Raw genomic sequence first — 23,293 nt, 5'->3', positions numbered from 1 at the left:
CGCCATCGAGGGTTTCCTCCCTACCGGATCTGGCTGAGCGAGAAGGTGGCCGGGTCGCCGCCGGTCCGGTGGCCCCGGTCCAGAGCGCTCACCGCCGTCAGCTCGTCCTCGGTGAGGACCAGTTCCGCGGCGGCCAGGTTCTCGGCCAGCCGCTCCCGGCGGCTGGACTTGGGGATGACGACGTGCCCGGACTGCAGGTGCCAGGCCAGGACCACCTGGGCGGGTGTCACGTCGTGGCTGTCGGCGATGCCGACGACGACGGGGTCGGCGAGGTCGGCGCCCTGCCCGAGCGGGGAGTACGCCTCCACGACGATCCCCCGGTCCCGGCAGGCGGCGACGAGGTCGCGCTGCTGGTACGTCGGGTGCAGTTCCACCTGGTTCACGGCCGGGACCCCGTCCAGGGCGTCCAGGTGCTCGACGAGGAAGTTCGAGACGCCCACCGCCCGGACCCGTCCGTCGGCGTGCAACCGCTGCAGGGCGCGCCAGCTGTCGGCGTACCGGCCGGCCGCCGGGTTGGGCCAGTGCACGAGGTAGAGGTCGAGCTGCTCCAGCCCCAACCGGGTGCACGTGTCGTCGTAGGCGCGCAGCGTGGAGTCGTAACCCTGGTCGCCGTTGCGCAGCTTGGACGTGACGAACACGTCCTCGCGCGGCAGGCCGCTGGCCGCCAGGGCGGCACCGACGCCGGCCTCGTTGACGTAGGCGGCCGCCGTGTCGACGTGCCGGTACCCCAGGTCGAGGGCGTCCTCCACGACGCGCTGCGCGTCGTCCGGCGGGACCTGGAACACCCCGACCCCCAGCTGCGGGACCGCAACGCCGTCGGCCAGCCGGACGGCGTCCAGTTCCGGGGCGGTCACCGCGGTTCCAGCACGAGGAGCGACACCGAGGGCAGCGGCAGCTCGACGGTGGCCGAGAACGTGCCCCCGCTGACGGTGACGTCGCGGGCGGGTTCGAGTTCCTCCAGCCCCTGGCGGGCCTTGACCGCGGCGAGCTGCTCGGCCGTCGGGTTCTGCGGGCTGCCCTGCTCCGTCCACACGGTGTGGGCGTTGCTGTGGGTGGCGTCGATGCGGTGGTGGTGCAGCGAGTACGTGCCGTCGGGCAGATTCTCCACCCGGAGCGCGACCGGGGTCGCGCGCTCGTCCTCGTGGTACTGGTCGTCGGTGTGCCGCCACACGAGGACGCTCACGCGGCCCGCGGCGTCGGCCGAGGCCAGGGCGTCGACCTCCTCGGCCATGCTGCGGCCGTCCCCGGCGTCGAGGTCCTCGACCGGGCTCATGGCGTCCGACGTCGCGGTGAGCCGGCGTCCGCCGAGGCGGGACACCATGCGGTAGGCGTTGAGCAGGGGCTTCTCGATCCCGCCGGCCGTGAGGAACGCGCGGGTCCCCTCGAAGTACCGCTCGCCCTCGAAGTAGAAGCTCCACGAGGTGGCCTGCTCGACCGTGACGGTCTCGGTCTCGTTGAGGTCGAGGATCTTCTTGAAGAGCTTGACCTGGAACACCGGGTAGTACTCGGTGTTCTGGAACTGGAAGTTCGCGTTGTCGTAGACGCTGTAGTGCGCGGGGACGCCCGCGTCGCACTCGTCGACGATGGCGGGCAGGCCGTGGTACTGCGGGAACTCGGCGACGACCCGCTGCATGCGGCGGATCTCGTACAGCATCTTGTGCGTCGAGGGGTTCTGCTTCTCCGGGGCAGGTGCACCCGTCGGGCCGTAGACGCGCCAGGGGGTGAACGCCGAGCCCTTGGTGTGGAAGGAGACGAAGTCGAGGGGGACGTCGTGCTCGGAGGTGTACGTGAGGAACGTGCGCAGGAACTCGACCCCACCCCCCGTCACCGCGGGCCCGCCGACCTTCGCGTCCGGCAGGACGCTTCGGACGGCCTCGGCCGTGACGCGGTACAGGTCGCAGAACTGCTCCGGGGTGCCCTTCCAGTAGAAGATGTCCGGTTCGTTCCACAGCTCGAAGAGCCACTCGCGGACCTCGGCGACGCCGTAGCGCTCGACGCAGTGCTGCACGTGGGCCGCGACGAGACCGCGCCACTTCTCGTAGTCCTTGGGCGGGTAGGCCCAGGCGCCGGCCTCGTAGTTGCTGTAGACGGTCGGGCTGGGGACGACGGTCAGCTCGTCGGCTTCCGGGGGCAGCAGGTCGCGCGGGGTGAACGCGATCTCCATGAGCACGTGGTGGCCCGCCTCGACGATGGCGTCGTACGTCTGGTCGGCGATGGTGAAGTCGTAGTACGGGTTCCCGTCGGCGTCCTCGTGGTAGACGTTCCCGTTGCCCCAGTGCGGGATGCCGAACCCGGAACCCGAGCAGAAGACGTAGTGGGGGCGGATGAGGAACGGCCGCGGCGACAGGTCGCCGAAGGTGTTCAGCAGCGTCCGCCCGGTGGCCGTGTAGGTCCAGTTGATCTCGTCGTAGCCGATGCTCTCCCACAACCGGGTGAGCGGCCCGCGGTCGCTGGCCGCGTCGACGACGACGGTGGCGGACTCGACGTGCGGGGCGGTGGGGTCGCTCGGCGCCGAGCGGGGGAAGTGGTTCGTGTCGGTCGACAGACCGGGGTTGTGAGCAGTGCTGGTGCTCATGGCGGGCCCTCCAGGGCAGGGTTCAGCCGGGTGACGACCGGCGAGTCGGGTGCGGGGGGTCAGGCGGGGGCGTCGTACGCCCCGAGGGCGCGGTCGCGCGCCTCGGTGATGTGGGCGGCCATCGCCGCGTGGGCGGTGGCCGGGTCAGCAGTGCGCAGACCCTCCAGGACGCGGGTGTGCTCGGCGACGCAGTGGTCGGAGTCGGTGACGCCCCCGCCGCCGAAGAGGCGGAAGCGCTGGATCTGGCCGCCGAGGGCCTGGTAGGCCGAGAGCAGGAACTCGTTCCCCGTGGCCTCGGCGATGATGCGGTGGAAGCGCTCGTCGGCTTCCCAGTACTGGCGGAACTCGTGGAACGCGGGCCCCAGCGGGGCGGTGGCGAGGTCGTGCACGGCCTGTTCGAGGTCGGCCAGCACCTGCGGGGTGAGGCGTTCGGCCGCCATCTCGGCGAGCGCGGGTTCCAGGACGAGCCGGGCCTGCATGAGGCGCACGAGTTCCTCCGGGGTCGCCACGGGCGCCACCCGGTACCCCTTGAGCGCCGTGCGCCGCACGAGCCCGGTGGACTCCAGCCGCGCGAGCGCCTCGCGGACGGGGGTCTGGGAGACGCCGAACTCGCGGGCGAGCCCGTCGATCCCCAGCGCCGCACCGGCCTTCAGCTCGCCGTCGATGAGGAGGTCCAGCACGGCGTCGTAGACGTGGTCCGCGAGCATCTGGCGGCTGGGCGCCGGTGCACGACGGGTCCTCGTCTGATCCACGAGCGTCATCGTAGACAGCCCTCCTGACGGTGGTCCTCGTCCTGGCGTGGGGCACTGCGGGGTGCGGCACGGTCCTCACCTCCCTCGGCGCCGCCGTCGGCGCCTGCTCCTCGTCGAGCCGTTCGTGATGTCATCGACCGTAGATCGTGCACGATCGACGGTCAAGAGAATCTCTAGACCTTTCTCGTCGCCCTTGCGTGTTCACTGCTGCGCGTTGTTCAATTTTCTTGAACGTTGTCCCTCGATGAACGGACCGGTGCCGTGGACGGTTGGCCTGAGGCGGTGCAGGACCACCTCCGTGAGCTCGGGGTGGTCGTCGAGGAAGACCTCGACGACCCCACCGGACCCGCCTGGTGGGTCGTCCTCCCCACGGGATCACGACACCGGTACGACGTGGTCCTGCGTGAGCGGCTCAGCACAGCCACCGCAGCGACGGTCCCGTTGTTGGACGGTCCGTCCCTCGTCGTGACGCGGCACGTCGCGGACGCCGCAGCGGAGGTCCTGCGCGGTCGAGGCGCGCACTTCGCAGACACCGCAGGCAACGTCCACCTGCGATGGCCGGACGCCGTGGTGGACGTCCGTGGACGTCGCCCGCCCACCTCTGAGGCCCGCCCGACCGACCGTCCCCTCCGCGCCTACAGCCCGCGCGGGCAACGCGTCACCTTCTCGCTCCTGTGCGATCCCGGGACCGTCGGGGAGAGCTACCGGACCATCGCTGAGCGCAGCAGGACGTCCCTTGGGACGGTCCAGGCCGTGCTCGAGGAGCTGCAGGGGCAGGGACACCTCCTGGTCGACGGTCGCCGACGGACGCTGCACGGGACGCGCCTGCTCTTCGACCGGTGGGTCGAGGCCTACGTCGTCCGCACAGCTCCCCGCCTCACCCGGGCACGCTTCGACTCCTCCGACCACTCGTGGTGGCGGCATGCGGACGAGGACCTCCGTTCGGACGGTGCGGTGTGGGGTGGCGAGACCGGAGCCCACCTCCTGGACGGGTTCCTCTCCCCTGCTGTTGCAACCGTGTACTCCGACGGCCTTCCGCGGCAGACGTTGCTCGCGCACCGCCTGCGGAAGGCGGACGGGGTCGGTGACGTCGTGGTGCGTGAGCGCTTCTGGAACTGGCCGACACCGGCAGAGGGCCATCCCCTGGCACCTCCACCTCTGGTCTACGCCGACCTCGTGGCGACCACCGATCCCCGCTGCCTCGAGGCGGCCGAACGTCTCCGGAGTGGTGATGCTGTCCTACGCCGACTCGACCTCTCCTGAGCTGTCCGTCCTGGCTGGTGTGCTCCAGCCCCTCCTGACGCGGGCTCGGACGACGGGCGTCGACCTGATGGTCGTCGGCGCCATGGCCCGCGACCTGCTCGTGCACCACGCGCAGGGGACCAGGCCGGACCGAGCCACCCGGGACATCGACATCGCTCTGGCGGTGGCGCGGTGGTCCGACCTCGACGACGTGATGAGCAGTCATCCACGAGTGGGCGACTCCCCGCACCGCTTCCTGGTCCGCGGCGTCGAGGTCGACGTCGTTCCCTTCCGCGGCGTGGAGACGTCCAGCAGGACGATCCGTTGGCCGAACGACCACGTCATGGCGGTGCTGGGTTTTGAGGAAGCTCTGCGCAGCGCCGTGCTCGTCGAACTCCCGGGTGGCGTCGTCGCACCCGTCGCTTCCCTCCCCGCCCAGTCCCTGTTGAAGCTGCTGGCCTGGAGGGACAGGCGACAGGACACCCGCAAGGACGCGGTGGACCTGCGGACGATCCTGGTGGCCAGCGGTCACGAGAACCACCTCGAGCAGCTCTACGACAACCATCCGGACCTGCTCGAGTCGTACGGCTTCGATCCCGGGGAGGCCGCGGCCCACCGGCTAGGTGCCCAGGCCCGCGCGCTGGTGGACCGCGACGCCGCAGCGACCGTCCTGGCACTGCTGGTCGACGACGAGTTCGTGGACCAGTTGACCGCCGCCAGCGGACCCTCCACCGCCCGCGGCCGGCTGCTGCTCCACGCCTACCGTCGCGGATGGGTCGAGGGAGTCTGATCTCACCCACCACCTCCGCGTGACGTCCCGAGGACACCACCGCAGGGCGGAAGCGCTTTCCCTGTGAAAGGGTCAGTCAGTGAGTGGAACGTTCCTCGACGGCGTGCGAACACTGGCCCGCGGAGTCCGCGAAGAGCCCCGCCCCTTCCGCATCGCGATCATCGGTTCGGCGATCTACGGCATCGGCAACGCCGCCAGCGGTTTCCTCGTCGGCCGGGTGACCAGCGACGTGGTGGTCCCCGCCGTCACGGGGTCGGGTTCCGTCGGCGTCCGCGACGTGTGGCTCGCCGGGGGGACGCTGATGGCGGTCACCGTCGTGCTCGTCGGCGGCGTCCTGCTGCGCCGGATCTTCGGCGGCGCGTTCACGTTCGCGCTCCAGGCCCGCTACCGCCGCCTCCTGGCCCGCCGGTACCTCGACCTGCCGCTCACCTGGCACCACGCCCACCCCGCGGGCCGGTTGCTCGCCACGGCCAGCTCCGACGTCGAGGCGACGTGGCAGGCGACCATGGTCCTGCCGTTCGCGATCGGCACGGCCGTCCTGATCTTCTTCGCGGGCATCGCCATGGTCGTCGCGGACCCGGTGCTCGCCGCCGTGGGGCTGCTCGTGATCCCGGCGCTGCTGGCGTCGAACATCGTCTACCAGCGCCGCATGTCCCCCCTCGTCGTCGCCGTCCAGCGGCTGCGTGGAGAGGTATCCGCGACGGCCCACGAGAGCTTCGAGGGCGCCCTCGTCGTGAAGACCCTCGGCCTGGCCGACGAGGAGGTCACCCGGTTCCGCGCCGACGCCGAACGCCTGCGCGACGCCAACGTCGCCGCGGGCCGCACGCGCGGGGCGTTCGACCCCGTCATCGAGGCCCTGCCCTCCCTCGGCACGTTGCTGGTCCTCGTCGTCGGGTCGGTGCGCGTGGCGTCGGGGGCCACCGACGTCGGCGACCTCGTCCAGGTCGCCTACCTGCTCAGCCTGCTCGCGTTCCCGGTCCGCTCCTTCGGGTGGCTGCTGGGCGACCTGCCCCGCACCGTGGCCGGCGACGCGCGCGTGCAGGACGTGCTGCGGGAGGAGGCGCGCACCGAGTGGGGCACGGACCCGGCCCCGGCCGGCGGCCCGCTCACCGTCACCACGACGGGATTGTCCTACCGGCACCCCGCGCCCGCCCCCGACCCGCTGGCCGACCCCGGGGTGACCCACCCCGAACCGCCGCCGGTCCTCACCGACGTCACGCTCGACGTCACGGCGGGCACCACCGTCGCGGTCGTCGGTGGCACCGGCGCGGGCAAGTCGACGCTGGCCGGGCTGCTCGTCCGCCTCGTCGACCCCTCCACCGGGGACGTCCTGCTCGACGGCGTCGACGTCCGTGGCCTGGCCGAGGGACAGGTGGCCGGGGCCGCCGCCCTCGTCCCGCAGTCGACGTTCGTCTTCGACGACACCATCCGCGGCAACGTCGCCCTCGGCCTGGAGGTGTCCGACGACGAGGTGTGGCAGGCGCTGCGGCTGGCCCGCGCCGACGGTTTCGTTGCCGCCCTCCCCCACGGCCTCGACGAACTCGTCGGGGAACGGGGCTCCACGCTGTCCGGTGGCCAGCGCCAGCGCCTCGCCCTCGCCCGCGCGCTCGTCCGGCAACCGCGGCTGCTCGTCCTCGACGACGCGACCAGCGCCCTGGACCCGGCCGTGGAACGCGCCGTCCTCGACGGGCTGGAGGAGTCCGGGACCGGGACGACCGTCGTGGTCGTCGCCTACCGGCCCGCGACCATCGCCCTGGCGGACGAGGTCGTCCACCTCGACCACGGCCGGGTCGTCGACCGCGGACCGGCCGCCGAGGTCGCCGCCCGCGACGAGGGCTACCGGGAACTCGTCACCGCCTACGCCCGCGCCGCCGCGGACCGGGCCACTGCCGAGGCCGCTGGGGAAGGTGCCGCGTGAGCGTCCAGGAGAGCACCGTCGACCGGGGGGTGATCGCCCGCGCCCGGGAACTCACCCCCGAGTTCGCCGAGGGGATCGGCGTCACCCTGGCCATCGCCGCCGCCACGACGCTCGGCAAGCTCGCCGTCCCCGTCGCCGTCCAGCAGACGATCGACACGGGGGTGCAGGCGCAGGGGGGCCCGGACGTCGGCCGCATCGTGGTGCTGTGCGTGGTCGCCGCGCTCGTCGTCCTCGCGACGGCCGGCACGGCGTGGATCGTCAACGTGCGGTTGTTCCGCGCGACGGAGGCGGGGCTCGCGACCCTGCGCGTGCGCGCGTTCCGGCACGTCCACGACCTCGCCGTCCTCACCCAGAGCGGCGAGCGCCGGGGTTCGCTCGTCAGCCGCGTGACGAGCGACGTCGACACGATCTCGACGTTCCTGCAGACCGGGATGCTCGTGCTGGTGCTGTCCGCCGGGCAGGTCCTGTTGGCGACGGCGGTCATGTTCTTCTACTCCTGGCAGCTCGCCCTCGTGGTCCTCGGCTGCTTCGTCCCGCTCGTGCTCGCGCGGCAACGGTTGCAGCGCCCCGTGACCCGCGCCTACAAGGCGGTGCGGGTGCGGATGGGCGACCTGCTCGCCGCGGTGTCCGAGACCGTCGTCGGCGCCGACGTCATCCGCGCGCACGCCGCGTCCGAACGGTCCTGGAGGCGGATCGACGCGGCGATCGAGGCGCACCGCAAGCAGGCCGTGAAGGCGCAGACGGCGACGGCCGTGACGTTCTCCTCCGGGGTGTTCGTCTCCGGGCTCGTCGTGGCGCTCGTCATCGTCGTCGGAACCCTGCTCGGTCTCGACGGGGACATCACCCTCGGCCGGTTGCTCGCGTTCCTGTTCCTGGCGCAGTTGTGGGTCGGGCCCGTGCAGGCCGCGACGGAGGTCCTCAACGAGTTGCAGAACGCCCTCGCCGGGTGGCGTCGCGTCGTCGACCTGATCGACACCCCCGTCTCCGTGCCCGAACCCCGCGAACCTCGCGCGCTGCCCCACGGCCCGGTCGACGTCCGCGTCCAGGACGTCGCGTACTCCTACCCCGGCTCGGCCTCGGTCGTGCTGTCCGGGGTGACGCTGCACTTCCCCGCCGGGTCGCGCACGGCGGTCGTCGGGGAGACGGGGTCGGGCAAGACGACGCTGTCGCGGCTCATCACGAGGCTCGTCGACCCCGTCGAAGGGAAGGTCCTGCTCTCGGGCGTCGACGCTCGCGACCTGCCGTCGGCGGAACTGCACCGCCGCGTCGTCGCCGTCCCGCAGGAGGGTTTCCTCTTCGACACGACCGTCGGGGACAACGTCCGCCGCGGCCGGCCCGGCGCGAGCGACGCCGACGTCCGCGAGGCGTTCGCCGACCTGGGCCTCGCGGCCTGGCTGGACGGGCTGCCCGAGGGCCTCGGAACTCCCGTGGGGCAGCGCGGGGAACGGTTGTCCGCGGGCGAGCGCCAGCTCGTGGCGCTGGCCCGGGCCCACCTCGCCGACCCCGACCTGCTCGTCCTCGACGAGGCGACGTCGTCGGTGGACCCGGCGACGGAGGTCCGGTTGCAGCGCGCCCTCGAAGGAGTTCTCAGCGGGCGCACGTCGGTCGCCATCGCCCACCGGCTGTCGACGGCCGAGGCCGCGGACACGGTCGTCGTCGTGGACTCCGGTCACGTCGTCGAGGTGGGCCCGGCCACCGAACTCGCCCACGCGGGCGGGCCGTACTCGCGGCTGCACGCCGCGTGGACGGCCCAGCACGCCTGAGGCGCGGGGGGCCGACTCAGTCGGCCAGCAGTTCCCGCAGCACCCGCAGGTTGTGCTCCTGGTGGGCCGCGAACTGCGCCAGCTGCGGCCCGCCGTGCGGGGCGGCGTCCTGCTCGACGACGAGCCAGCCCGCGTACCCGGTGCGGCGCAGCGCGTCGGCGACCCCGGCGAGGTCCACGTCCCCGTGACCCAGGGGCACGTTCGCGTCGGCCCACCAGTCCCGCAGCGACGCCGGCCCGGCCTGGCGCGCCTCCTGCAGGGGCGCGAGACGCACGTCCTTGACGTGCACGTGGTCGATCCGGTCGGCCCAGCGCTCGGCCGCCTCGACGGGGTCGGTTCCGGCCAGCAGGGCGTGCCCGGTGTCGAGCGTGACGCCGAGCGGGGTCGTGGCCAGGAGGCGGTCGACCTCCCACGTCGACTCCACGAAGGTGCCGAGGTGGGGGTGGAACGTCCGCTGCAGCCCGTGGTCGCAGGCGATGGCGACGGCCTCGGCGAGCAGGTCGACGGCGCGGGCCCAGGCCCGGTCGTCCAGCCCCGACGACCGGTCGTGCGGGTCGCGCGCAGCCTCCAGGCCGGGGGCGCCGTCGTCGGCGAGGACGATCCGCGCGGGCGGCGCACCCACCGCGGCCGCGCCGAGGGCGTGGCGGTCGACGGTGGCGCGCAGCGTCCGGCAGGTCAGTTCGAAACCCGCCCGTCCCTCGGCGGTCCACTCCCCCTGCGCCAACGGCAGGCCGACGTAGACCCCGGCGGGCGCGAGGCCGTGCGCGGCGAACACCCCCGCGGTCTGGTCGGGGTCACCCAGGAACCCTGTGTCCCCGAGCTCGCTGCCCGAGTACCCCTGCGTCGACAGGGTGCGCAGGATCGCGTCCCCGTCGCCGTCGGGAGCGCCGGCGTGCGGACCCCAGACCCCGAAGCTGACGGGCGCCCCGGCGATCCAGTCCCCGAGCCCGCTCATCGGACGAGCTCCACGATCCGCTGCAGCGCGGCCAGGTCGTGCAGGGCACCCTCGGGCGCGGAGTCGGGGTGCGGGGTGGACCCGGTGACGGCGGACGTGAACGCCTCGAGCTGGCGCTGGAACGCGCCGTCGGCTCCAGCGGGCGGACGGTGCGTGCCGTCCGGGCCCGTGACGGTCACCTGGCTCGTCGCGTCGAGGCGGTAGGGCGGGGCCACGTCGACGACGACCTCGCCGGCCGTCGTCGTGATGCGCACGGTCTCGGTGTAGTCGGGACGGTCCGGGGTCCACGCCCAGTCCAGGACGAACCGCGCACCGCCGGTGAGGCGGCCGGTGGCGAAGACCGTCGGCGGCGCTCCCCCGTCCCAGGCGAGCAGGTCCACGTGGTCGAACTCCGGGGTGCCGAACCCCAGACCGCGCAGCAAGGACAGCTCGTGGACGACGGACCCGCACAGCACCGAGCGGAACAGACGGCGCAGTTCCGGGGAGGTGTCGGCGCCGACGGACGCGTCGAGCGCCCGGTTCTCGGCGGCGTCGTCGGCGGCGATGAGCGGACCGGCGGACGCGGGCAGCGGGGCGGGCGGCGCCATCCGCAGGTGTTCGACCTGCGGCGCGTCGAGGGGGTGCCGCACGCTGATCTGCACGAGGCGGGTCTCGCCGAGGTCGGCGAGCGCGGCCTTGACGACGTCGACGGACCGGTCGTGGACCTTCATGTAGCCGACCTGCAGGTGCAACCCGGTCTGCCGCGCGACGGCGATGGCCTCGCGCACCTCCTCGGCGGAGAGGGCGAACGGCTTCTCGGCCAGGACGTGCTTGCCGGCGCGCAGCGCGGTGACGGCGTGCGCGGCGTGCCGGCCCGGCGTGGCGACGAGGACCGCGTCGACGTCGTCGGCGGCGAACAGCTCCTCCGGCGTCAGCGCCCGGGCGCCGTAGGCGGCGGCCAGCTCGGCGCACCGCTCGGGGTCGAGGTCGGCGACGGCCGCCAGCTCGTGACCGGGGAGCCGGGCGATGAGCGGCAGGTGGATCGCGCGGCTGATGGTGCCGAGTCCGAGGACTCCCCAGCGCAGGGTCACGGGCGTTCTCTCTTCGTGGAAGTGGTTCAGAACGGACGGTCGAGGACCGCGGGGGGTCCGGCGAAGAACGTGCGCAGCAGGCCGACGGCGTCGTCGTCGCCGTGCAGCAGACCGGCGTGCCGGGCGGTGGCCGGGTCGAGGTGCCCGGCGTAGAGGGAGGCGAGGTCGGCCCGGCCGACGCGCACGGACGGCGTGCCGCCCGGAGTGGTGGTGCCGACGCCGTCGGCGACGTCGAGGGTGAGGACACCGTGGTCCGCCACCTCCAGCACGACCCGGCCCGCGACGCCACGGGGGTACCCGCGACCGGCGAGGGCCGCCGGGACGTCGAGCAGTCCCAGCATCCAGGTGGAGTCCTCGACGACCTCGGTCTGCCGCGGGAGGTGCTGTTCCAGCAGGTCGCCGGGACGGACGAGCGCGTGCACCTCACGGGCGCTGGGTTCGTCGGCGGCGAGGTCGCGCCACAGGCCGAACTCCGCCGCGGGGTCGGCCCCGACGAGGTCGAGGACGGTGACGGCGTAGTTCCCGCCGTGGCCGGGGCGGACGGGGCGGCGCCCGAGTGCGCACCAGCCGACGACGACGCCGTGCCGTTCGGCGACGTACTGGCGTGCCGACCCGGTGCCGGTGTCGTGGTCGAGGACGCCGTTCGTGCGCTCCCCGTGGGCGGCGACGAGATCGGCGACGCGGGCCGCGTCCTGCGGCGTCGCCTCGCGGTAGGTCAGCGAGCGGTCGCGGGGCAGGTCGCGCAGGTCGTGGGTGCCGATCGCGTAGACCGACCGCCGTCCGGCGATGCCGCAGCCGGCCTTGCGGTAGAAGGCGTGGGTGGAGGGGATGAGCGCGACGACGTGCGCTCCGGCCTCCCCGGCGGCGGCGAAGGTGTCGGCGATGAGCGCACGACCGACGCCGCGGCCGCGGGCCGTGACGTCGACGGCCACCCCGGCGAGGGCGGCCGCGGGGACCCGGCGACCGCCCCACCACTGCCCGCCGAGACGCACGACGGCGGTGGCCAGGACGCGCCCGGTCCCCTCGTCGACCGCGACGCGGTGCAGGTACTGCTGCTGGTGCTCCTGCTGCTCGGAGTCCGGACCGTCCGGCGCCCGGCGCCCCGGAGGGTCGGCGGAGAACGCGGCCCCCACGAGGGCCCCGGTCTCCTCCTGCTCCTCCGGGCGGGCGGCGCGCAAGACGGTCCGCGACATCAGCGGACCGCGCCCTTCACGGAGTCGGCGACGAACTGCTTCGAGAAGGCGAGGAACACGACGACGAGCGGGATGATCGCCAGCACGGCGCCCGCCATGACGACGGCGTAGTCGGTGCCGCGGCTGACGTTGAGCTGCGACAGCGCCACCTGCAGGGTCAGCATGTCCGGGTTGATGAGGACGATCAGCGGCCACACGTAGTCGTTCCAGGCCTGGACGAACGTGTAGATGCCGAGGAAGGCCAGACCCGGCCGGATGACCGGCAGGACGACGAGGAAGTACTGGCGGAAGAACCCGCACCCGTCCATGACCGCGGCGTCCAGGATCTCGTCCGGGATGGACGTCGAGATGTACTGGCGCATCCAGAAGATGCCGAAGGCGTTGGCCGCCGCGGGCACGATGAGCGCCTGCAGCGTCCCGACCCACCCGATGTTGATCATGGTGATGAACTGCGGGACGGTCGACAGCTGGGCCGGGACCATGAAGAAGGCCAGCATGAGACCGAAGAGGAACTTCTTCGCCGGGAAGTCGTACTTCGCGAACGCGAAGGCCGCCAGGGAGTCGAAGAAGAGGACGAGCACCGTGACCGACACGGCGACGATGGCCGTGTTGGCCATCGAGCCGAAGAAGTTGATGCTCGTCAGCACCGAGGCGATGTTCTCCAGCAGGTGCGTGCCCGGGACGACCTTGGGCGGCGTCGCGTAGTAGTCCGCGTTCGTGTTCGTGGCCATGACCACGGTCCAGTAGAACGGGAAGAGCAGCAGCAGCGAGGCGAGCACCATCGGCAGGTGCGCCCACTTGGCCGCGTTGCGGACGCTCCCGCCCTTCTGGGCCGGGGCCGGCCGCGACGGACCCTTGCGGTCGACCGTCGCCGTGTCGTGAGCAGCCATCTCCGTCACTTCTCCGCACGGGCGGTGATCCGCCAGTTGATGAGGGTGAACACGGCGACGATGGCGAAGACCCCGTAGGCGATGGCCGCGCCGTAGCCGTAGTTGTTGTTGTTGAAGGCCTGTTGGTAGAAGTACAGGACCATCGTGAGGCCGGCCTGTCCGGGTCCACCGCTGTTCGGGTTGATCGAGGCGTTGGACCCGAAGAGGACCTGCGGTTCGGCGAAGGTCTGCATCCCGCCGATCGTCGAGACGACGACCGTGAAGATGATGACCGGCCGCAGCAGCGGGACGGTGATGGACCAGAAGGTGCGCAGCGGCCCGGCGCCGTCGAGCTTGGCCGCTTCGTAGACCTCGCCCGAGATGGCCTGCAGACCGGCGTAGTAGATGATCGCGTTGTAGCCGACCCACTGCCAGGTCATGATGACGGCCAGGACGATCTTGATCGTCCAGTACCCGTTGAGCCACTGGACCCCGGACAGGCCGATCGCCTCGAGCACCTGGTTCACGACGCCGACCTGGTTGTCGAAGATCGCCTTGAAGAAGATGACGACCGCGACGATCGAGGTGACGCTCGGCAGGAACAGGATGACCTGGTAGAGGGTCCTGAACCGCTTGACCGAGTTCAGCATCGACGCCAGGCCCAGCGACATGAAGAGCATGGGCACGGTGGCCATGATCCAGATGATGATGGTGTTGACGACGGCCTTGCGGAACGTCGCGTCCGCCACCAGGAACCGGAACTGGTCGAACCCGGCGAACGTGACCGGGCTGATCCCGTCCCACCGGTGGAAGGCCAGCCACGCCGAGAACGCCAGGGGGAACAGCCCGAACGCCGCGAACAGCAGGAAGAACGGGCTGACGGCCACGTACTGCGGCCAGAACCGCAGGGGGTTCCTCCTGGTTCCGGTCGCCGCCGGCTTCTGACCCGGGGGTCGCGACCGGCTGCGACGGAACCCTCGGTCGAGGCTGGCCGAGCTCACTTCACGCCCTGGCGCTGCGCGATGTCCTTGGCGGCGGCGACGGCGTCGGTCCAGGCCTGGTCCGGGTTCTTGCCGTTGGCCTCGACGTTGGTCAGCTCGTTGTAGTACGCGGCCGACACGGCGGAGTCGGAGGCCGCGACGTACTGCTCGGGGACCTTCTCGCCGGCGGGGCCGAAGATGTCGATCGTCTTCTGGCCGCCGAAGAACTCGTCGCCGCCGGTGAGGGCGGGCAGCTTCCAGGCGGCGGGGTCGGCCGGGAAGATGGTGGCGTCGGTGAAGGCCTGGCCCTGGTTGTCGGTGCTCAGGATCCACTTGATGACGTCGAAGGCGGCCTGCTTGTCCTTCGTCGCCGACGGGATCGTCAGGAACGACCCACCGAAGTTCGTGGGCTTGACCGGGTTGTTGGCCACGCGCCACTTGCCCTTGGTGTCGGGGGCGGCGTCGGAGATGTCGAGGGCGTGCCAGGCGGCGCCGAGGTCCATCGCGATGGTGCCGGCGGCCAGGGCGGGCCCGAGGTTCTGCCCGGCGTTGGCGTTGATGCCCAGCGCCTGCGCCTTGACCGTCGTGTCCCAGGCCTGCTTCATCTCGTCGCTGCCACCGGTGAAGGTGTTGTCCTTGCCGACGAAGCGGTTGGACAGCTGGCCCACGATGATCTGGAAGACCGTGGCGAGCGAGGGGACGGGGAAGCTGGCCGGGACCTTGCCGTGCAGCTCCTGGCCGAAGGCGTAGAAGTCGTCCCACGTGGAGGTGGCGGCGGCGAGGGCCGTGGGGTCGGACGTCAGGCCGGCCTGCTCGAGGATGTCGGCGCGGTAGAACGTCGCGGTCGGGCCGATGTCGATCGGGAACCCGAGCTGCTTGCCGTCCTCGGTCTGCGCCTCGGCCCACTTCCAGGCGAGCTGCGTCGACGCGATGTCCTTGGCGCCGAACTCGTTGAGGTCGGAGAACTTGTCGGCCACGGAGCGGAAGAAGGGCATGTCCTCGCCCTTGACGCCCGTGATCTGCGGGATGAAGGACCCGCCCGTGAGGGTGGTCTGCAGCTTCTGCTTGAAGTCGCCGCCGACCTTGTTGGGCTTGATGTCGTCCTTGGGGAACTGGGTCTTGGACGACTCGACGACCTTGTCGCTCAGGCCGCCGTTCCAGTACCAGAGGGCGAGGCCGCTCGAGGAGCCGCCTCCGCTCCCACCGGAGCCGCCGGCGCTCGTGGAGCAGGCGGACAGTGCCCCGGCTCCCAGGGCAGCCAGCCCCGAACCGAGGAGGAGGTTGCGACGGGACAGGTTCATGGCGAGACCTTTCTCGACATCCGGGCGCCGTGATCGATCAGTCATCCTCGGCAGCCAGCGCTGGGCTTGTTGCGCGAACGCTACTTGCCAGATGCGCGAACGCGCAAGGTATTCTGTCGATCGTGCAAGCAAAGGAGCGGCGCGAGGCCATCGTCGAGGTCGTCCGCCTGAAGGGACCGGTGGCGGTCGCCGAACTCGTCGAGCGCCTGGGACTGTCCGAGGCGACCATCCGCCGGGACCTCGTCAAGCTCGACGACGCCGGCCTGTTGAAGCGCGTGCACGGCGGGGCGCGCCCCGTCGACGTGCGCGACGACGTCTACGCCGACCTCGTGGACCGCCAGGCCGAGCCCAAGGAGGCCATCGCCCGGGCGGCGGCCGGCCGGGTCCGGGACGGGCAGTCGGTGCTGCTGGACATCGGCACGACCGTGGGCCGGGTGGCCAAGTACCTGCACGGCCGCCCCATCACCGTCGTCACCCGCAACCTCGCCGTCTACGCCGAGCTGTGCGAGGACCCCGTCGTGGACCTGGTGCTGCTCGGCGGCCAGGTGCGCCCCGCCCACCGCTCCCTCGTGGGGTACCTGACGGAGGAGAGCCTGCGCCAGCTGCGCGCCGACCTCCTGCTGCTCGGCACGAGCGGGATCCGCCGCAGCGGGCACTCGGTCGACACGGTGACCGAGGAGGTCCCGGTCAAGCGGGCGATGATCTCCGCCGCCGACGAGGTGGTGCTCCTGGCCGACGCCTCGAAGTTCCCCGGCAGCGGGACGGCGACGGTGTGCGACGTCAGCGCCTACCGGCACCTGCTGACCGACCGCCTGCCCGACGGCGAGACGAGCTCCGTCCTGCACCACGCCGGGGTCGCGGTCGAGCTGGTGGACACCGCGCCGGTGGCCTGACCCGCGCGGGTCACCACTCGAAGCGGAGGTCCCGGGTCGGGCCGACGGACGGGACGTCCCGCACCTCACCGACGGGGTGGTCCGCGGCGTAGGACGCCGGCCGGACCCCCACCGCCGCGAGCAGCGTCGGCGCGACCTCGTGGCTGCGCAGCGCCCCGACATCGAGCAGCTCCTGCGGCAGCGGCCCGCCGATGCGGTGCAGCAGCAGGAACGAGCGCCGCACGACGACCTCGTCCTCACCGTGCCCGCCCTCCGGCTTGTGCCCGTGGTCGGTCGTGACGGCGATCAGCCAGTCCTCGCCGAGCTGCTCGTAGCGCTCGGCGACGGCCTTGACGAGGTACCGCACGTGCTCGTCGGCTGCCGCGAGCGCCTCGAGGTACTCCGGTCCGGCCGAGCCGTGCCGGTGCGCGGCCTCGTCGGGCCCTTCGAGGTGGACGAACGCGGCGTCCGGTCCCTCGTGGTTGAGGGTCCACGCCGCGCGCGTGCGCACCTGACGGTCCGCCGAGCGGCACCCGTCGCTGAAGTCGGTGGCCCCGAAGACCTGGTGCTGACCGCCGACCTGCTGGTCCGGGCGGCTGTGGACGACCGGTCCCGGCCCGCTGGGGTCGACGAGGGCGGGCCAGGTGCAGGCGGCGAACGTCCGCGCGCGGGGGTCGGCGGAGAACACCTGGGAGAGCAGGTCGGGGCAGCGCGCGAGGCGGTGGCCCACGAACTCGTTCCACCAGACGTTGTTCTGCTCGTGCGTCGTCCCTGTGAGCAGCGACGACCAGCCCGGACCGGAGTCCGTCGGCGGGGTCATCCACACCGGGACGATGCGCCCGGCGGCCGCGAGCCGCGTCAGGGTCGGCGCGACCCGTTCGGTCGTGCCCTCCACGACGGGGGTCTGCCGGGGCGCGGCCCCGAACTTCGGGTCCGCCGGGTGGTCGGGAGCCGCGAACGCCGGGTCCCCCGCGACGACGTCGGGCAGGGCGAGGTCCAGGCGGACCCCGTCCAGCCCGACGAGCAGCAGCTTCACGACGAGGCGTCCGTCGGGTCCTCGTGCTCAACCGACCAGGACCACGTGTGCGTCCCGGTGGCGATGCGGTACGGCGGCAGTGCGTTCGGGCCGCAGGACGCCGTCCCCAGACCCCGGTGGGCCGCGTCGACGACGACCGCGTCGGCGTGGACGGTCACCGTGACCGGCTGGTCGAAGGAGAAGCGCAGGACCCCGGCCGTCGTGGTGACGGCGAGCTCGCGGACGTGGGTGCGGGCACCGTTCTCCTGCGGCCGCACGTACGGCACGGCCAGGTCGGCCACGGGCAGCTCGTGCCAGCCGACGGGGGCGGCGCAGCGGTCCGGGTACGTCTCCCACGGCCCGGTCCCGAACCAGCGGGCACCGGTCGCCACGCCGGCCAGCGGCACGCGGACCCCGACGCGCGGAACGTCCTCGAGCCCGTCGGGCAGCACGACGGTGTCCTCGCAGTGCAGACCCCGCTCGTCCCAGCGGAGGGCCTGGGTGTGCCGGACCTCCCCCGCCGAGGTCTTGAGCACCGACACGACCGAGGAACCCTCGACGGCGACGACGGCGGGCTGGGCGTCGCGCAGCCCCGCGGCCACCCAGCGCGCACCGTCGCCGGCGATGTCGTCGTTGTCGGTCGGATCACGCCACAACGTGAGCTCGGGCCGGGCGAGGCCCGGGAACTCCAGAGCCCCCGTGGTGTCGAGGACGACGGGCGACGAGGGGGTGGCTGCGCCCTCCGTCACGTCGCGGTCCCGGTCGGGCAACCGCACGCAGGGCCGGCTGACCTCGGCCCCCGCGGGGTTCCACGCCGTGCCCTCGGCCTGGGTCACGACGAGCTGGAGCCACCGTTCACCGGCCCCGGCCTCAGCGAGCTCGGCGGGCACCTCGACCACGGCCGTGCAGCCCGCGGCGAGGGTCGGGAGGTCGGCGGGGACCGTCAGGGACGTGCCGTCGCTCGCCTCCAGCACCCACTGCCCGCGGAGGTGGCCCAGCCCGGCGAAGTCGTAGGCGTTGCGCACGCGCAGCACACCGTCCTCGAGGGACAGGCGCACGGGCGAGGCGAGCTCGCGGTGCTCGTACATCACCGGCTTGGGCGTGCCGTCCGGCAGCACGACCCCGTCGAGGCAGAACGCGCCGTCGTTCGGGGTGTCCCCGAAGTCGCCGCCGTGCGCCCAGCGGAACCCGTCGGCCGGAACGCCGTCGGCGAACCGCCCGGCCCCGGCGCGCCCGGCGGGCAGCCGGTCGTCGGTGCGCTGCAGGATGCCGTGGTCGGCGAACTCCCAGATGAACCCGCCCTGCAGGCCCGGCAGCGACTCGATCGCCGCCCAGTAGTCCGACAGCGACCCGTTCGAGTTCCCCATCGCGTGGGAGTACTCACACTGGATGACCGGCCGCAGCGGCGGGTTCTGCGTGACGTGCTCGACCATCTGGTCCAGGTGCGCGTACATCGGGCAGACGATGTCGCTGGCCGCGAACCCCGTGGTCCAGTCGTCCTTGATCGCCCCCTCGTACTGGAGGGGCCGCGTGGGGTCGTCACGCCGGATCCAGGCCGCGACGGCGTCGTGGTTGGCGCCGTAGTCGCTCTCGTTGCCGAGCGACCACACGATGACGCTCGGGTGGTTGCGGTCGCGGCGCACCATGCGCGCCACCCGCTGCGTGAACGCCGGCAGGTAGGCCGGGTCGTCGCAGATCTCGTGCGCCCACGCGTGCGACTCGATGTTCGCCTCGTCGACGACGTAGAACCCCAGCTCGTCGGTGAGGTCGTAGAACGTCGGGTCGTTCGGGTAGTGCGACGTGCGGACGGCGTTGAAGCCGAACCGCTTGAGGGTCAGCAGTTCCTCGCGCACCTGCGCCGTCGTCACGACCCGGCCCGTGAGCGGGTCCCGGTCGTGCCGGTTCATGCCCCGGACGAAGATCCGCCGGCCGTTGACGAGCAGGTCCGGGCCCACGACCTCCACCGTGCGGAACCCGACGCGCTGGACCTCGGAGTCCACCAGCGTCCCGTCGGCGTCCCGCAGTTCCACGGTGACGTCGTGCAGGACGGGGGTCTCCGCGGTCCACGTCGCGATCCCGGGGAACTCGCCGCGGAACCGGGCCCGGCCGCGGTAGAGGGAGATGCGCTCGTCGTCCAGGTCGCGGGCGTGGGCCGCGGCGTCGAACGCCAGCGCGGTCTCCCCCAGGCGGACGTCGACGCGCCAGCCCTCGGGCAGGTACCCGCGGCGCGCGCCCTCCCCTCCGTCGCAGCCGACGCGGACGTCGACCGACAACCGGCCGTCGGCGTCGGCGACGGTCCGGACGTCGGACAGGTGCAGCACCGGCCGCGTGAAGAGGCGGACGGAGCGGGTGATCCCGCCGTGCCACCACTGGTCCTGGTCCTCGACGAACGTGGACGCCGACCACTTCACGACCGTCAGCTCGACCTGCACCGTCGCCCCGGGCGCGGCCCAGGCCGTGATGTCGAACTCGGCCGCGAGGTGGGAGTCCGTGCTGGAGCCGACGGGTTCCCCGTCGACGCGGACCAGCAGCGTCGACTCGGCCGCCCCCACGTGCAGCAGCACGCGCTGGCCGGCCCAGTCCACCGGGACGGTGACGTCCCGGCGGTACACGCCGGTCGGGTTGTGCGCGGTCGGCGGGGTCGGCGGCAGGTCCGGCCACGGCATCTGGTCGTTCGTGTACCAGGGCGGGTCGGCGACCTCCCCCCACAGCGAGGGTTCGGTCGTCCAGCACCCGGGCACCTGAGCGGTGAGCCAACCCGGCAGTTTCGCGGCCTCGGGGTGCGCCCGGAGCTGGAACTCCCAGTCGCCGTCGAGGTCGACGCAGGTGAACCCGTCGTCGGGGACGGCCCGTCGGAGGGTCCCGACGGGTTCACGACGGCGCCCGACGTGCTCGGGCTCCAGCCACTCCCTCACGCGCGGGCCAGCCGCAGGCTGAGGACCTCGAACGGGCGCAGCGCGAAGCCGACGGTGCCGTCCTCGAGCAGCGAGGCGACGCCGCGGGCGGCCGCGGTCCCCTCCTGCGCCGGGTCCTCGAGCAGGTCGACGACGGTGGCCTCGGCGATCGGGAACGACGTCCGCAGGACGCCCTTCGCCCGCGCACCCCGGGACTCGTAGATGCGGACGACGACGTCGCCGGAACCGTCCTGGGCCAGCTTGACGGTCTCCAGCGTCGACCCGTCACCGGTCACGGTCACGGGCGCCTGGGGCAGTTCGGCCGGGCCGTCGACCTCGCGCAGCGGCAGGTTGACGTCGTACCCGGTGCGGACCGCGTCGGCGATCTGCGCGCCCGGCACGAGGGAGTACGACAGGACGTGCCGGCCCTGGTCGGCCTGCGGGTCCGGCATCTTCGGGCCGCGGACGAGCGAGAGGCGCACGGTCGTGGTGGACCCGCCGTCCTCGCGGGCGGCGCGGGTCGTGTCGTGGCCGTAGGTCGAGTCGTTGGCCACCGCGACGCCGTAGCCCGGCTCGGCGACGTGCACCCAGCGGTGCATGGCCGTCTCGAAGCGGGCGTGGTCCCAGCTGGTGTTCGTGTGCGTCGAGCGCTGCACGTGCCCGAACTGGATCTCCGAGGAGCTCACGGCGGCGTGCAGGTCGAGCGGGAACGCCGCCTTGAGGAACTTCTCCTGCTCGTGCCAGTCGATCTCGGTGCGAACGTCGATGCGGTCGGACCCGGCCGCGAGCACGTACTCCTGCTCAATGCGGGACTTCTTCACGGTGCGCACGACGCGCACGCGGGCCCGCAGCGGACCCTCCTCGACGACCGTGACCTCGTCGGCGGCCACGAGGTCGACGACCCGGTGCTTGTAGTGCAGGTCGACGTCCCAGGCGTCCCAGTTGTTCGGGAAGTCGCTGTGCAGCTGCAGCAGGTTCCCGCGCGTCCCGGGGGCGAGGACCTCGCGGTCGTTCACCTCGTCGACGACGGAGGCCAGCAGCCCGTCGGTGTCGACGACGACCGTGAGGACGCCGTTGGCCAGGACGAGGGTGCCGTCGGCGCGCGTGACGGTGACGGGCGTCGCCGGCTCCTGCGCCGCGTCGGCGAGGACGACCGACCCGGACGCCGGCACGCGGACCAGCTGACCGTCGACGACCTCGGTGCGGTCGTGCGGGGCGGTGTTGAGCAGGACGCGCGAGCCGCTGCCGAGGGCGTGGACGGCCTCGGTGACGAGCGCCTCGAGGTCGGCGCGGACCTGGCCGTAGGTCTGCTCGGCCTCGCGGTGCACCCACGCGATCGAGGACCCGGGGAGGATGTCGTGGAACTGGTGCAGCAGCACGATCTTCCACAGCCGGTCGAGCTCGGCGTGCGGGTAGGAGTAGGACGGGACGTTGAGCGCGGCGGTCGTCGCCCACAGCTCGGCCTCGCGCAGCAGGTGCTCGCTGCGGCGGTTGCCGGCCTTGGTGCGCGCCTGGCTCGTGTACGTCGCGCGGTGCAGTTCGAGGTACAGCTCCCCGGCCCAGACGGGCGGCGCGGGGTACTCGGCGCGGGCGTCGGCGAAGAACTGGTTCGGGTCCTCGACCTTCACCTTCGGCGAGCCCTCGAGGTCGGCGAACCGGCGGGCGCGCTCGAGCATCTCGCGGGTGGGGCCGCCACCGCCGTCGCCGTGGCCGAAGGGGGCGAGCGAGCGGGTGCCGCGCCCCTTCTCGGAGTAGTTCTCGACGGCGTGCGTGAGCTCCTCCGCGGAGAAGATCGCGTTGTAGGTGTCGACGGGCGGGAAGTGCGTGAAGATCTGCGTCCCGTCGATGCCCTCCCAGCGGAAGGTGTGGTGCGGGAACTTGTTCGTCTGGTTCCACGAGATCTTCTGCGTGAGGAACCAGTCCATGCCGGCCAGGCGCGCGATCTGCGGGTACGCACCGGAGTAGCCGAAGGAGTCGGGCAGCCAGACGCCCTTGCAGTCGACGTCGAACTCGTCGCGGAAGAACGACTTGCCGGTGACGAACTGCCGAACGAGGGCCTCACCGCCGGGCAGGTTGCCGTCGGCCTCGACCCACATGCCGCCGACGGGGACCCACTGGCCGGCCTTGGCGGCGGCCTGCATGCGGGCGTAGACCTCGGGCGAGCGTTCCTTGACCCACGCGTACTGCTGGGCCTGGGAGCAGGCGAAGACGAACTCCGGGTACTCCTGCGCGAGCGCGGTGACGTTCGCGAACGTGCGGGACGTCTTGCGCTGCGTCTCGCGCAGCGGCCACAGCCACGCCGAGTCGATGTGCGCGTGCCCGACGGAGGAGAGCGTGTGCGCGCTGCCGACGGCCGGGGAGGCCAGGACGCTGGCGAGTTCGGCGCGCGCCGCGGTGGCGGTGCCGGAGATGTCGTCGAGGTCGAGGGCGTCCATGGCGCGGTCCAGCGCACGGGCGATCTCGTACCGGCGGGGTTCGGACTCGGGCAGGTGCCGCATGAGGTCGTCGAGGCACTCGACGTCCACCGCGAGCATCCACACCTCCTCGTCGAGGACGACGAGGTCGGCGACCTTCATGGTGTACAGGTGCTTCTCACCCGCGGTCGACTTGTCGCCCAGCGGGGTGGGCTTCATGTCGTCGGCCATGATGTCGGGGTTGGCCGCCATCTCCAGCAGCCAGTCGACGGTCTCCCCGCCCTGCGCGTCACGGACGACGGGCACGATCTTGTTGTCCGGCGCGACGCCCTTGATGGGCACCCCGTCGAGGGAGTGCACGAGCGCCTCGGCCTGGTTGCCCGGCCAGTCGCCGATGAACCCGAGGTCGAACTGCGCCTCGACGCGCTTGCCCGCCCACTCCGCGGGGACCTGCGCCTGCGCGCGGACCCACGTCGTCGACCACGGCCGGCCCCACGTGGTGCCGATCGAGAACTCGCCGAACTCCCCGGCCTCCAGCGCGGCGACGGCGTCGCGCGCAGGCACCGGTTCGTCCGGGACGAGCCACGCCGACAGCGTCATCGGGACGCGCTGCGGGTGGACCGCCGGGCGGATGCGGTGGTTCAGGACGCGCTGGACGCGGCCCTCGACCAGGGAACGGTCGTCGTGCAC

The 23,293-nt window shown here is 72.4% G+C and carries 17 protein-coding genes; 5 read left to right on the top strand and 12 right to left on the bottom strand.

Features of this window, described 5'->3' with window-relative positions; all coding sequences use genetic code 11:
* Positions 1-20 precede the first annotated feature (20 nt).
* From ACFEMC_RS00085 to ACFEMC_RS00075, 3 genes are read right to left on the bottom strand one after another with little or no spacing between them, the layout of a single operon-like run.
* Positions 21-854 carry an aldo/keto reductase gene (locus ACFEMC_RS00085; RefSeq protein WP_380172391.1) on the bottom strand — a complete coding sequence of 278 codons (834 nt, stop codon included), beginning with the start codon at positions 852-854 and terminating at the stop codon, positions 21-23.
* Positions 851-2,575, bottom strand: coding sequence for a glycoside hydrolase (locus ACFEMC_RS00080; protein WP_380172389.1), 1,725 nt, complete (start codon positions 2,573-2,575; stop codon positions 851-853). The genes ACFEMC_RS00085 and ACFEMC_RS00080 overlap by 4 nt, the downstream gene beginning before the upstream one ends.
* Before the next feature lie 59 nt (positions 2,576-2,634).
* Positions 2,635-3,336, bottom strand: a complete 702-nt coding sequence (locus ACFEMC_RS00075; protein ID WP_380172387.1) for a GntR family transcriptional regulator — start codon at positions 3,334-3,336, stop codon at positions 2,635-2,637.
* Positions 3,337-3,609: 273 nt separating this feature from the next.
* Here ACFEMC_RS00075 and ACFEMC_RS00070 point away from each other — a divergent pair, with 273 nt between their 5' ends.
* The 4 genes from ACFEMC_RS00070 to ACFEMC_RS00055 all read left to right on the top strand — a co-directional run bounded on the left by ACFEMC_RS00070 (position 3,610) and on the right by ACFEMC_RS00055 (position 9,040).
* The gene (locus ACFEMC_RS00070; RefSeq protein WP_380172385.1) at positions 3,610-4,590 is read left to right on the top strand and encodes a type IV toxin-antitoxin system AbiEi family antitoxin; all 981 of its coding nucleotides are present in this window, start codon (positions 3,610-3,612) and stop codon (positions 4,588-4,590) included.
* Positions 4,559-5,359, top strand: a complete 801-nt coding sequence (locus ACFEMC_RS00065; protein ID WP_380172383.1) for a hypothetical protein — start codon at positions 4,559-4,561, stop codon at positions 5,357-5,359. The genes ACFEMC_RS00070 and ACFEMC_RS00065 overlap by 32 nt, the downstream gene beginning before the upstream one ends.
* 79 nt (positions 5,360-5,438) lie before the next feature.
* The gene (locus ACFEMC_RS00060) at positions 5,439-7,277 is read left to right on the top strand and encodes an ABC transporter ATP-binding protein (RefSeq protein ID WP_380172381.1); all 1,839 of its coding nucleotides are present in this window, start codon (positions 5,439-5,441) and stop codon (positions 7,275-7,277) included.
* Positions 7,274-9,040 (top strand): ABC transporter ATP-binding protein, encoded by a 1,767-nt coding sequence (locus ACFEMC_RS00055; RefSeq protein WP_380172379.1) that lies wholly within the window; start codon positions 7,274-7,276, stop codon positions 9,038-9,040. Before ACFEMC_RS00060 ends, ACFEMC_RS00055 begins: the two co-directional genes overlap by 4 nt.
* A 16-nt stretch (positions 9,041-9,056) precedes the next feature.
* On the opposite strand, the gene ACFEMC_RS00050 is transcribed toward ACFEMC_RS00055, so the two are convergent.
* The 6 genes from ACFEMC_RS00050 to ACFEMC_RS00025 form a co-directional block, all read right to left on the bottom strand.
* Entirely contained in the window at positions 9,057-9,995 is a 939-nt protein-coding gene (locus ACFEMC_RS00050; RefSeq protein WP_380172377.1) for a TIM barrel protein, read from the bottom strand.
* Positions 9,992-11,065: a Gfo/Idh/MocA family protein gene (locus tag ACFEMC_RS00045; protein WP_380172375.1), complete on the bottom strand. Its 1,074-nt coding sequence runs from the start codon at positions 11,063-11,065 to the stop codon at positions 9,992-9,994. The genes ACFEMC_RS00050 and ACFEMC_RS00045 overlap by 4 nt, the downstream gene beginning before the upstream one ends.
* A gap of 26 nt (positions 11,066-11,091) precedes the next feature.
* Positions 11,092-12,258: an enhanced intracellular survival protein Eis gene (gene eis / locus ACFEMC_RS00040; protein WP_380172373.1), complete on the bottom strand. Its 1,167-nt coding sequence runs from the start codon at positions 12,256-12,258 to the stop codon at positions 11,092-11,094.
* Positions 12,258-13,148, bottom strand: coding sequence for a carbohydrate ABC transporter permease (locus tag ACFEMC_RS00035; RefSeq protein WP_380172371.1), 891 nt, complete (start codon positions 13,146-13,148; stop codon positions 12,258-12,260). The genes eis and ACFEMC_RS00035 overlap by 1 nt, the downstream gene beginning before the upstream one ends.
* Positions 13,149-13,153: 5 nt before the next feature.
* Positions 13,154-14,014, bottom strand: coding sequence for a carbohydrate ABC transporter permease (locus ACFEMC_RS00030; RefSeq protein ID WP_380172369.1), 861 nt, complete (start codon positions 14,012-14,014; stop codon positions 13,154-13,156).
* Between the two features lie 110 nt (positions 14,015-14,124).
* Positions 14,125-15,408, bottom strand: coding sequence for an ABC transporter substrate-binding protein (locus tag ACFEMC_RS00025; RefSeq protein WP_380172367.1), 1,284 nt, complete (start codon positions 15,406-15,408; stop codon positions 14,125-14,127).
* A gap of 122 nt (positions 15,409-15,530) precedes the next feature.
* Between ACFEMC_RS00025 and ACFEMC_RS00020 the strand changes: the two genes are divergently transcribed.
* Positions 15,531-16,301, top strand: a complete 771-nt coding sequence (locus tag ACFEMC_RS00020) for a DeoR/GlpR family DNA-binding transcription regulator (RefSeq protein ID WP_380172365.1) — start codon at positions 15,531-15,533, stop codon at positions 16,299-16,301.
* 10 nt (positions 16,302-16,311) lie between these two features.
* On the opposite strand, the gene ACFEMC_RS00015 is transcribed toward ACFEMC_RS00020, so the two are convergent.
* From ACFEMC_RS00015 to ACFEMC_RS00005, 3 genes are read right to left on the bottom strand one after another with little or no spacing between them, the layout of a single operon-like run.
* Entirely contained in the window at positions 16,312-17,316 is a 1,005-nt protein-coding gene (locus ACFEMC_RS00015; protein ID WP_380172363.1) for an alkaline phosphatase family protein, read from the bottom strand.
* Complete coding sequence (locus ACFEMC_RS00010) at positions 17,313-20,210, bottom strand: glycoside hydrolase family 2 TIM barrel-domain containing protein (RefSeq protein WP_380172361.1); 2,898 nt, start codon at positions 20,208-20,210, stop codon at positions 17,313-17,315. The genes ACFEMC_RS00015 and ACFEMC_RS00010 overlap by 4 nt, the downstream gene beginning before the upstream one ends.
* Positions 20,207-23,293: an alpha-mannosidase gene (locus ACFEMC_RS00005; protein WP_380172359.1), complete on the bottom strand. Its 3,087-nt coding sequence runs from the start codon at positions 23,291-23,293 to the stop codon at positions 20,207-20,209. Before ACFEMC_RS00005 ends, ACFEMC_RS00010 begins: the two co-directional genes overlap by 4 nt.

The sequence above is a fragment of the Kineococcus sp. DHX-1 genome, assembly GCF_042473625.1.
Taxonomy (GTDB): domain Bacteria; phylum Actinomycetota; class Actinomycetes; order Actinomycetales; family Kineococcaceae; genus Kineococcus.
Note: the sequence above shows the minus strand (reverse complement) of the source record. Positions and strands in the feature narration are given on the sequence as shown.